The sequence below is a fragment of the Aeromicrobium erythreum genome, assembly GCF_001509405.1.
GTDB classification, from domain to species: Bacteria; Actinomycetota; Actinomycetes; order Propionibacteriales; family Nocardioidaceae; genus Aeromicrobium; species Aeromicrobium erythreum.
Genome location: NZ_CP011502.1, coordinates 2,185,565 through 2,196,034, shown reverse-complemented (window position 1 = coordinate 2,196,034; position 10,470 = coordinate 2,185,565). Strand labels below are relative to the sequence as shown.

Here is a 10,470-nt window from a genome sequence, read left to right as displayed (position 1 = left end):
CCGGCCCCTCCGTCGTCCCGCCCCGGAGGATGCTCGTGCGCTGCCTCCGGGCGGGGTGAACTCTCAGCGTCTTTTGTTGCGCGGATCGACAAAGTGACTCGCCGGTACACCCCGCGGTCGATAGGGTCGTGGGGTGCGTAGAGCCAAGATCGTCTGCACGCTCGGACCGGCCGTCGCGACCGCCGAGCGTATCCTCCAGCTGGCCGAGGCGGGCATGGACGTCGCCCGGCTCAACATGAGTCACGGCGACCATGCCGACCACGAGGCGAACCTCGGGTACGTGCGTGCGGCCGCCGAGCGCACCGGGAAGGCGATCGCCGTGCTCGCCGACCTCCAGGGTCCGAAGATCCGGCTCGGCCGCTTCGCCGACGGTCCCGTCGACCTCGCCGTCGGCGACCGCTTCACCATCACCACCGACGACGTCCCCGGCGACGCCGAGCGTGCGTCCACCACCTACTCGGGGCTGCCGGGCGACGTCTCGCCCGGCGACGAGATCCTCATCGACGACGGCCGCGTGCGGCTGCGTGCCCTCGAGGTCACCGGGCACGACGTCGTCACCATCTGCGAGACCTCGGGACGCCTCAGCAACAACAAGGGCATCAACCTGCCCGGCGTCGCGGTCAGCGTCCCCGCCATGAGCGACAAGGACGTCGAGGACCTGCGGTTCGCGCTGCGCCAGGGCGTCGACTTCGTCGCGCTGTCGTTCGTGCGCAACGCCCGCGACGCCGACGACGTCCGCCGGGTCATGCACGAGCTCGACATCCACCGCCCCGTCATCGCCAAGATCGAGAAGCCGCAGGCCGTCGACAACCTCGACGAGATCATGGACTCCTTCGACGGCTTCATGGTCGCGCGCGGCGACCTCGGCGTGGAGCTGCCGCTCGAGGACGTGCCGATCGTGCAGAAGCTGATCGTCGAGAAGGCCCGGCGCAACGCCAAGCCGGTCATCGTCGCCACCCAGATGCTGGAGTCGATGATCTCGGCGCCGCGCCCGACCCGCGCGGAGGCGTCCGACGTCGCCAACGCGGTGCTCGACGGCGCCGACGCGGTGATGCTGTCCGGCGAGACGAGCGTGGGGGAGTACCCGATCCAGACAGTGCGCACGATGGCGCGCATCATCGAGTCCACCGAGGACCACGGCCTGCCGCGCATGGCCGCCTACACGTGGCAGGCGAAGACCCGCACCGGCATCATCTGCCGCGGTGCCTCGCAGGTGGCCGAGGCGATCGACGCACGCTACGTCGTCGCGTTCACGACGATCGGCGGGTCCGCCCGCCGCATGTCGCGCTACCGCTCGCACATCCCGGTCATCGCGTTCACGCCCGACCCCATGACCCGCAACCAGCTCGCGCTCACGTGGGGCGTCGAGACGTTCCTCGTGCCCGAGGTCAAGCACACCGACGAGATGGTGCTGCAGGTCGACAAGCGTCTGCTCGAGGTCGCACGGTGCTCGCACGGCGACGAGGTCGTCATCGTCGCCGGCGCCCCGCCCGGCATCCCCGGCTCCACGAACGCGCTGCGGATCCACCGCATGGGCGACGCGATCAACCGCGTCGTGCCTGCCTACGAGCACCCCGCCGAGGAGGGCTGAGCCCGGCGCCGACGCTCGACGGGCGGGTGTCGGCGTCCGGACGTACGGTGGGGACATGACTGAATCGAACACGTCGTCGAACACGTCCCCTGGCTCCACGGCAGGCTCCACGCCCGACTCCGACGTCCTCGGCGCGGACGCTGGCGGCACCACCGAGAAGGACCCGCAGGACTGGGTCACCGGCGACGAGCCGATGACCGGCGCGCAGCGCTCCTACCTCGACACGCTCGCCCGCGACGCTGGCGAGACGCTCTCGGCCGACCTCACGAAGGCGGAGGCCTCGGAGCACATCGAGCGGCTGCAGGAGCAGACGGGGCGCGGGTCGGACTGACGGTCCGCGGTCGCGCTGGTGCCGACTGCGGGACTCGAACCCGCACGCCCTCTCGGACAACGGTTTTTGAGACCGTCGCGTCTACCATTCCGCCAAGTCGGCGCGCCGCACGTGCCCGCTAACCTTCTCACGTGACCAGCCGACCGACCGAGACGCCCCGCACCGACGACACCTCTGTGACGGGCGAGCCCGCCGACCGTCCCCGCGTCGTCATCGCCGAGGACGAGGCGCTCATCCGGCTCGACCTCGCCGAGATGCTCGGCGAGGAGGGCTACGACGTCGTCGGGCAGGCTGCGGACGGTGTCGAGGCGGTCGAGCTCGCCACGGCCCTGCGGCCCGACCTGGTCGTCATGGACGTCAAGATGCCGCGCCTCGACGGCATCGCCGCGGCCAGCCGCATCGCGGGGGAGCGGATCGCGCCCGTCGTCATGCTGACCGCGTTCAGCCAGCGCGATCTCGTCGACCGGGCCCGCGAGTCCGGCGCGATGGCCTACCTGGTCAAGCCGTTCACGGCCTCCGACCTCGTCCCCGCCATCGAGATGGCCCGCAGCCGCTTCGCGGAGCTCGCCGCGCTGGAGGCGGAGGTCGAGGACCTCACCGACCAGCTCGCCACCCGCAAGGTCGTCGAGCGCGCCAAGGCGCAGCTCCAGGCTGCCCTGGGACTCAGTGAGCCGGAGGCGTTCGGCTGGATCCAGCGGACGGCGATGGACCTGCGCATGTCCATGCGCACGGTCGCCGAACGGGTCGTGGAGCACGGTGTGCCGGGCGCCGATCCCTCACCCGAGTGAGCGATCCGTATTACAAGTTGACTACGAAACAGGACTTTCACACGAGCCCGACCTGCGCGACCCCCGCGGCGACTAGTTTCGTCCTACGGCTCGACCCGTCGGGGGTCGGACCAGAGTTCCCGGAGGATCAATGAAGCGCAGTACCAGGACCATGCGGCTCGCTGCGGTCGCCGCGGCCGGCGCGCTCGTGCTCGCCGCCTGTGGTGGAGGCAGCGGCAGCGACGACGAGAGCAGCGACAGCGGCGACAAGGCCTCGGCCTCGAAGGCCGACGGCACGCTCACGATCGGTACCCTGCTCCCGCAGACCGGCAGCCTCGCGTTCCTCGGCCCGCCGGAGTTCGCGGGCGTCGACCTCGCGATCAAGGACATCAACGCCGACGGCGGCGTGCTGGGCAAGGACGTCAAGGGCGTGAAGGGCGACTCGGGCGACACCGACTCGGGCATCGCCCCGGCCGAGACCGACAAGCTGCTCGACGCCGGTTCCGACGTCATCGTCGGTGCTGCGTCCTCGGGCGTCTCGATGACGGTCATCGACAAGATCATGTCGGCCGGCACCGTGATGTTCTCGCCCGCCAACACGTCGACCGACTTCGACAAGGGCGACTACGCCAAGCCCGACCTGTACTTCCGCACCGCGCCCTCGGACATCCTCCAGGGTGCAGTGATGTCGAACCTGCTCGTCCAGGACGGTCGCCAGAACGTCGCGATCCTGGCCCGTCAGGACGCCTACGGCGAGACGCTGGCCTCGGAGATCAAGAAGGGCCTCGAGAACGCCGGCTCCAAGGTCGCCGCGACGGTCTTCTACGGCGAGAACGCGCAGTCCTACGACTCGCAGGTCCAGGAGATCGCCGACAGCAAGCCGGACGCGATCGTGCTCGTCGCCTTCGAGGAGACCACCACGATCATCCCGCAGCTGGTGCAGGCCGACGTCGGCCCGCAGAAGGTCCCGACCTACTTCGTCGACGGCAACACGGCCGACTACAGCGGCAAGCTGCCCGAGGGCACGCTCAAGGGCACGAAGGGCACCATCCCCGGCGCCGAGACGTCCGGTGACTTCAAGAAGCGCCTCCTCGAGGTCGACCCGAAGCTGAAGGACTACTCCTACGCGGCCGAGTCCTACGACGCGGTCATCGTGTCGGCGCTCGCGGCCATCAAGGCCGACAGCGACGCGGGCGACAAGATTGCCAAGGAGATCCCGGGCATCACCGAGGGCGGCGAGAAGTGCACGACGTTCAAGGACTGCGCCGCGCTCCTGAAGGACGGCAAGGACATCGACTACGACGGTGTCTCCGGCCCCATCGAGCTGGGTGAGACGGGCAGCCCGACGGCCGCCTCCATCGGCATCTACGAGTACGGCGCCGACAACACCTACAAGGCGGTCGACTACATCAGCGGCACGATCTGAGCCACTGACGTCGAGCACGTCCCGCACGAGGCCCCCGGGTTCCCCCCGGGGGCCTCGTCATGTCTGGCGGTACCGCTGGTTCTCCTGACGTGAGGGGATTCCACTCACCTGCGGATGACACCAACGGTGAGCGAGATTCCCAGGTCGACCTGGGAATCTCTGCGACGCACGACGCTCGGATGTTCCCAGGAGGAGCGGCGCGGGCACCAGGCACGATTTCCTCAGGCAGGCACGGAAAGCTCTCCGTGCGTGGGTGAGAGAACCGTGCCTCGTGGGAGGAACCAGCGACCCAGGGTCGTTTGCTTCGACCACCGGCCGACTCCAGGGGCGGGTCGACGAGATTCCCAGGTCGAGCTGGGAATCTCGTCGACCCAGGACCGTAGGACGCCTCGTAGGCGGCGCGGCGCGAGCTCCAGGCACGATTTCCTCAGCCACGCACGGAAAGCTCTCCGTGCGTGGCTGAGAGAACCGTGCCTTGTGAAAGGAAACCGGGCAGCCAGGCAGCGAACCATGCCTCGCGGGAGATTCCCAGGTCGACCTGGGAATCTCACCCCGCACACGTGGAAGGCCCCCGACGCTCGCGTCGGGGGCCTTCGGGGTCGAGCTGAGGGGAGCGGTCAGCTCGCCTTCTTGCCCAGCGTGCCGAGGTAGAGCTCGATGACCTTCGGGTCGTTGCCGAGCGAGCGGCCGGTGCCCGAGTAGGCGGAGCGGCCCTGGTCGAGGACGTAGCCGCGGTCGCAGATCTGCAGGCAGCGCTTGGCGTTCTGCTCGACCATGATGACCGAGACGCCGGCCTTGTTGATGTTGCGCGTCTGCACGAACACCTCGTCCTGCAGGACGGGGGAGAGCCCGGCGGACGGCTCGTCGAGCAGCAGCACCTGAGGGTCCATCATCAGGGCGCGACCCATGGCGACCATCTGACGCTCACCACCGGACAGCGACCCGGCGCGCTGCTTGCGGCGCTCGCCGAGACGCGGGAACAGGTCGGTGACGAACGCGAAGCGCTCCGTGAACGTCTTCGGCGCCTGGTAGCAGCCCATCTCGAGGTTCTCCTCGATGGTCAAACTCGGGAACACGTTGTTCGTCTGGGGGACGAACCCGATGCCCTTGGTGACCAGCTGGTCCGCGCGCTGGTTGGTGATCTCCTCACCCTTCAGCGTCACGCTGCCCTCGTGGATCGTCACCAGGCCGAACAGCGACTTGAGCAGCGTCGACTTGCCGGCTCCGTTCGGGCCGATGATGCCGACGAGCTCGCCGGGCTGGCAGTACAGGTCGGCGCTGTTGAGGATGTTCACGCCGGGCAGGTAGCCGGCGATGAGACCGTCGGCGCGCAGGATGGCCCCGTCGGCGCCCTTCTGGTGCTTCGCGCGCTCCTCGGCGAAGTTCGCGTCGCGTGCGGCCTCGCGTCCGGCGTCCTGGCCGGGCTCGTGGATCTCTGCCATGTCAGGCCTCCTGGTCGAGCTCGGCCTCGGTGGCCTGCTCGAGCTCGGTCTCGTCCAGCTCGGTGATGTCGGTGTCGTGGTGCGCGCCCAGGTAGGCGTCGATGACGGCTTGGTCGGACATCACCTGGTCGGGGGTGCCCTCGGCGACGATCTTGCCCTGCGCCATGACGATGACCCAGTCGGAGATGTCGCGCACCATGTCCATGTCGTGCTCGACGAACAGCACCGTGCGGCCCTCGTCGCGCAGCGACTTCACGTGGCCGAGCAGCGACTGCTTGAGGGCCGGGTTCACGCCGGCCATGGGCTCGTCGAGCATGATCAGCTCGGGGTCCACCATGAGCGAGCGGGCCATCTCCAGCAGCTTGCGCTGGCCGCCCGAGAGGGAGCCGGCGAAGTCCTCGCGCTTGGCGTCGAGCTTGAACCGCGCGAGCAGCTCGTCGGCACGTGTCGTGATCGAGTCCTCCTGGCCGGACCACAGGGCACGGAAGGGGGCGGACCAGAAGCGCTCGCCGCGCTGGCCCGTGGCCCCGAGCCGCATGTTCTCGATGACGGTGAGGCGCGACAGCACCTTCGTCAGCTGGAACGTGCGCACCATGCCACGGCGAGCGACCTTGTAGGCCGGCACCTTCTGCAGCGACTGGCCGTTGAACGACCACTCGCCGGTGTCCGGTGCGTCGAAGCCCGTCAGCAGGTTGAACAGCGTCGTCTTGCCGGCACCGTTGGGGCCGATCAGCGCCGTGATGACACCGCGCTGGACCTCGACGTGCTCGACGTCGACGGCCTTCAGGCCGCCGAACTGCCGCGTGATGGAGGAGCCGACGAGGATCGCGTCGGGCTTCTTCACACCGGGCGTGTTCGCGACCCCGGCGAGCGGGTCGGTGGTGGGGGTGGTGTCAGCGGGCATCGATCGCCAGCTCCTTCCGGTCGCCGAAGATCCCCTGCGGTCGGTAGATCATCAGGAGCATGAGGCCCAGGCCGACGAGGATGAGTCGGACCAGGCTGGACTGGATGTCGCTCATCGCCCAGTCGGGGATGAGCGGGTTCGAGCCGGACGTGGCCTGGCTGAAGAACGAGCCGATGCCGCCCATGAGCAGCCAGAAGATCATCGCGCCGATGACGGGACCGAGCACGCGGGCCGCGCCGCCGATGAGCAGCGCGGTGTAGGCGAAGAACGTCACGTTCGTGGAGTAGTCGCTCGGCACGACCGACGCCTGCTTCAGTGCGAGGAAGAGGCCGGCGAGACCACCGAAGACACCACCCAGCACGAGCGCCTGCATCTTGTAGGCGAACACGTTCTTGCCCAGCGAGCGGACGGCGTCCTCGTCCTCGCGGATCGAGCGCAGCACGCGTCCCCACGGGCTGCGCATGAGCAGCCACACGAAGAGGCAGCCGAGGGCGACCAGGACCCAGCCGACGGTCAGCGACCACAGGTCGTCCTGGCGGAACCGGACGACGCCGAGGTCGACGCCGCCGGAGTAGGGGTTGAGGTCCTGGAAGGTCTTGGCGAAGCCGGTGAGGCCGTTCGAGCCGCCGAAGACGTCCTTGGTCTCCACGGCGCCGAACACCAGACGCAGGATCTCCGCCGTCGCGATGGTGGCGATGGCGAGGTAGTCCGCCCGAAGGCGCAGCGTCGGCACACCGAGGACGAGCGCCAGCACCACGGGGGCGAGGAGCGCGACCACGACGCCGAGCCAGAACGACTGGTCGTAGGTGACGACCGTGACGGCGAGGCCGTAGGCGCCGACGGCCATGAAGCCGGCCTGGCCGAAGTTCAGCAGGCCGGTGTAGCCGAAGTGGATGTTGAGGCCGATGGCCGCGAGGGCGAAGACGATCGCCTGTGGTCCGAGGGCCTGCGACAGTGCGGCGTTGAGGATGGTTCCGAAGTCCATGGGAGTCCCTTTCAGCCGATCCGCTCGGCGCGGCCCAGGATGCCCTGGGGCCTGATCAGCAGGATGAGGATGAGCACCACGAGGGCGCCGACCTCCTTGATGGACGACGGGACACCAGGCCAGATGCCGATCTGCAGCGTGCCGACCTCGACCATGATGCCGATGATCATCGACCCGACCAGCGCGCCCCAGATGGTGCCGAGGCCGCCGAGGGTCACGGCCGCGAACACGAGCAGCAGCAGCTTGAAGCCCATGAGGAAGTTGACCTGGCTGTTGACCGCCAGCAGGCCGCCGGCCAGACCCGTCAGGGCGCAGCCGAGGACCCAGACCGACCGCACGACGCCGTCGACGCGCAGGCCGGACGACGCCGACAGTGCCGGGTTGTCGGCGACGGCGCGCATCGACTTGCCGAGGCGGGTCTTCATGAGGACCACGCACGTGACCGTCAGCACGACGATCGAGACGAGAATGATCGCGATCTCCTTGTCGGCCAGCGCGAACGGACCGTAGGACTTGCGCGTCTGGTTGACGTACTGCGAGAGCGACTCGCGCGAGCCGCCGAACGTGTACTGGAAGACGTTGCGCAGCAGCAGACCGAAGCCGATCGAGACGATCATCATCGCGATGATGCCGATGCCCTTGCTGCGCAGCGGCTTCCACAGGAACTTGTCCTGGAGCCAGCCGAAGGCCGCCGAGGCGAGGACCGCCACGACGATCGCGAGGATGACCGGCAGCCCGAAGGCGCGGTTGGCGACGTAGGTGGCGATCGCGCCGAAGGTGATGATCTCGCCGTGCGCGAAGTTGGTGAGCTTCGTGGTGCCGAAGATCAGCGACAGGCCGAGGGCGGCGAGCGCGATGATCAGGCCGAACTTCACGCCGTTGACCATGGCGCCCGCGAAGCGCTCACCGAGCGAGGGCCCGGCCTGCTCGACGACGCCGATCTGGAACTGGGCGAAGTTGCCGCCGTCCAGGAGCGCGTCGACGGTGCGCTTGTTGCTGCCGGCGAACTGGATCCCCGACGGCAGCGTGTCGGTGTCGAGGGTGACGACGTAGCTGCCCCGTTCCGGGATCGCGATGAAGGCGCGTCCGTTCGGGTCGGTCACCGCCTCGCCGACCTCGGTGCCGGAGGAGGAGGCGACGCTCAGCGTCGCTCCGGGGATCGGGGCCTTGTCGTCACCGCTGTTCTGCAGCGTGACGCCGATGTAGGCGCCGTCCGGCGGGGTGGCCGGCGCCGTGGGCGCCGTCGGGCTCGCGCTGGGCGTGGGCGTGCTGGTGGCCGAGGCGCCGAGTGGCACCAGGACGACCAGACACGCCAGGAACGCCGACACGAGGACCTTGGATGTCAGTCGCACGCAGGACTCCTGGAGTTCGGGCAGCGCTTGTGGCGCCGTCGTCCCGGGGACTATATCCCCGCCGGGGTCCGAGGTGGCCCCTTCGCGAAAGTCCACAGGTAACAGTTCTGTGAAGTCCGCTCAGGCCAGCGAGACGGCCAGCTGGGTGAGCAGCGGCGCCACGAGGAGTGCCGGCAGCAGGTCGGCGACCGGCAGGGCCTTCAGGTCGAGCAGACGCAGCGCCACCCCGACGAGGACCAGTCCGCCCGTGGCGCCCAACGCGTCGAGGTGGGCCGCCGGCAGCGCCTCGCCGAGGGCCAGCCCGACGAGCGTCAGCGATCCCTGCACGACCAGCACGGCCACGGCGGATGCCATCACCCCGACACCGAGCGCGGCGGCGAAGGCGAGCGACGCGAAGCCGTCGAGCGCCGACTTCAGGAGCAGCTGCTCCGCCCCACGGCCGAGGCCCTCGTTGATCGAGCCGAGGATCGTGAGGGGGCCGACGCAGAAGACGAGCGAGGCGACCACGAAGCCCTGGACGAAGCGGTCGCGGTCGCCGCCGTCGCCCCGCGACAGGGCTCGCTGCAGGACACCGCCGAACGACTCGAGCCGGTCCTCCAGGCGCAGGAGCGAGCCGACGACGCCACCCACGAGCAGCGAGCCGAGGACGATCAGCGTCGGCGCGCCCCGTGGCGTCGCGTCGACCAGGGCGTCGCTGCGGACCGCGAGGGCGGCGTCGGCGGCGATGAGTAGCGTCACGAGACCGAGCGCGGAGGTGACGGTCGTGCGCACCCGTTCGGGCAGCCGCTGGCCGACCAGCAGGCCGAGCCCGGACCCGACGAGCACGGTGGCCACGTTGGTGAGCGTGCCGCTACCCACGAACATGTAGGCTCCTCTCGCTCGTTGAAGATCGCACGACCCGACCGGGCCATGGTGACAGCCGTCCGTCCGGGGTCGCGCCCGACACCCGCCGAGGACGTCATGGCCACTCGCTCGCCGATCGTGATGCGCGACGCGGTGCCCGAGGACGCGGCCGAGCTCGTGGCCCTGTGGGCCGAGTCGGCCGCGGTGAGCGACGAGGAGGGCGCGGAGGCGTTCTCCTACCAGTCGCTGTTCCGCGAGCCGACCGCGACGGAGGCGGAGTCGGCGATCGAGCAGACCCTCGCCAAGCCCGGCAAGCGCATCATCGTCGCCCTCGTCGAGGACGAGATCGTCGGCGCGACGGTGTGCGACCTGAGCACCCTGACACCGATCACGCTCACCCCCATCCTCATCGTCACCGACATCCAGGTCTCCCCGCGCCACCGTCGCCGCAACGTCGCCGCGACGCTGCTGTCGGCCGCCGCGACGTACGGCGAGGAGAACGCCTGCGAGATCGTCGTCGCGGCCATCCCGCTCATGGCCCGCGAGCCGCACCGCTACCTGACGAAGATCGGGTTCACCCAGGTCGCAGCCGTCCGCGCCATCCAGGCCAGCCGCCTGCGCTCCCGGCTCAGCTCGAAGGCCACCCACTCCCGCGACACCGGCAAGCTCATCGCCGTCCGCCGCACGCTGCGCCGCCGCCAGGACGACCGCCGCTCCGGCCGGGTCTGAGGTCGGGGGCTCCTTCGTCCCTGGGCGTCGTGATTGTCCGGTGCGGTGGCAACGGGTCTTGGGCTGCTGGTGCGTTGCCTGCGTTCGTCGTGACCGTGCT

10 protein-coding genes and 1 tRNA gene are annotated in these 10,470 nt (G+C 69.4%); 5 read left to right on the top strand and 6 right to left on the bottom strand.

The window, feature by feature from the left end; genetic code table 11:
* Positions 1-133 precede the first annotated feature (133 nt).
* Complete coding sequence (pyk, locus tag Aeryth_RS10320) at positions 134-1,591, top strand: pyruvate kinase (RefSeq protein WP_067858154.1); 1,458 nt, start codon at positions 134-136, stop codon at positions 1,589-1,591.
* A 55-nt stretch (positions 1,592-1,646) separates the two neighbouring features.
* Complete coding sequence (locus Aeryth_RS10315; protein WP_067858151.1) at positions 1,647-1,922, top strand: DUF3072 domain-containing protein; 276 nt, start codon at positions 1,647-1,649, stop codon at positions 1,920-1,922.
* Positions 1,923-1,938: 16 nt separating this feature from the next.
* Here the strand turns inward: Aeryth_RS10315 and Aeryth_RS10310 are convergent.
* Positions 1,939-2,024, bottom strand: a tRNA-Leu gene (locus Aeryth_RS10310).
* A gap of 29 nt (positions 2,025-2,053) precedes the next feature.
* Here Aeryth_RS10310 and Aeryth_RS10305 point away from each other — a divergent pair.
* Positions 2,054-2,710, top strand: a complete 657-nt coding sequence (locus Aeryth_RS10305) for an ANTAR domain-containing response regulator (protein WP_144433750.1) — start codon at positions 2,054-2,056, stop codon at positions 2,708-2,710.
* Between the two features lie 130 nt (positions 2,711-2,840).
* Entirely contained in the window at positions 2,841-4,115 is a 1,275-nt protein-coding gene (locus Aeryth_RS10300) for an ABC transporter substrate-binding protein (RefSeq protein WP_067858148.1), read from the top strand.
* A 617-nt stretch (positions 4,116-4,732) separates the two neighbouring features.
* Here the strand turns inward: Aeryth_RS10300 and Aeryth_RS10295 are convergent.
* The 5 genes from Aeryth_RS10295 to Aeryth_RS10275 all read right to left on the bottom strand — a co-directional run bounded on the left by Aeryth_RS10295 (position 4,733) and on the right by Aeryth_RS10275 (position 9,662).
* A complete protein-coding gene (locus tag Aeryth_RS10295; RefSeq protein ID WP_083516390.1) occupies positions 4,733-5,557 on the bottom strand; it encodes an ABC transporter ATP-binding protein in 825 nt (274 codons plus the stop codon).
* A 1-nt stretch (position 5,558) separates the two neighbouring features.
* Positions 5,559-6,461 (bottom strand): ABC transporter ATP-binding protein, encoded by a 903-nt coding sequence (locus Aeryth_RS10290; RefSeq protein WP_067858145.1) that lies wholly within the window; start codon positions 6,459-6,461, stop codon positions 5,559-5,561.
* Entirely contained in the window at positions 6,451-7,446 is a 996-nt protein-coding gene (locus Aeryth_RS10285) for a branched-chain amino acid ABC transporter permease (protein ID WP_067858142.1), read from the bottom strand. Before Aeryth_RS10285 ends, Aeryth_RS10290 begins: the two co-directional genes overlap by 11 nt.
* 11 nt (positions 7,447-7,457) lie before the next feature.
* Positions 7,458-8,798, bottom strand: coding sequence for a branched-chain amino acid ABC transporter permease (locus tag Aeryth_RS10280; RefSeq protein ID WP_144433749.1), 1,341 nt, complete (start codon positions 8,796-8,798; stop codon positions 7,458-7,460).
* Between the two features lie 120 nt (positions 8,799-8,918).
* Positions 8,919-9,662: a DUF554 domain-containing protein gene (locus tag Aeryth_RS10275; protein WP_067858135.1), complete on the bottom strand. Its 744-nt coding sequence runs from the start codon at positions 9,660-9,662 to the stop codon at positions 8,919-8,921.
* A 96-nt stretch (positions 9,663-9,758) separates the two neighbouring features.
* Between Aeryth_RS10275 and Aeryth_RS10270 the strand changes: the two genes are divergently transcribed.
* Positions 9,759-10,370 carry a GNAT family N-acetyltransferase gene (locus Aeryth_RS10270; protein ID WP_067858134.1) on the top strand — a complete coding sequence of 204 codons (612 nt, stop codon included), beginning with the start codon at positions 9,759-9,761 and terminating at the stop codon, positions 10,368-10,370.
* Positions 10,371-10,470: the final 100 nt, after the last annotated feature.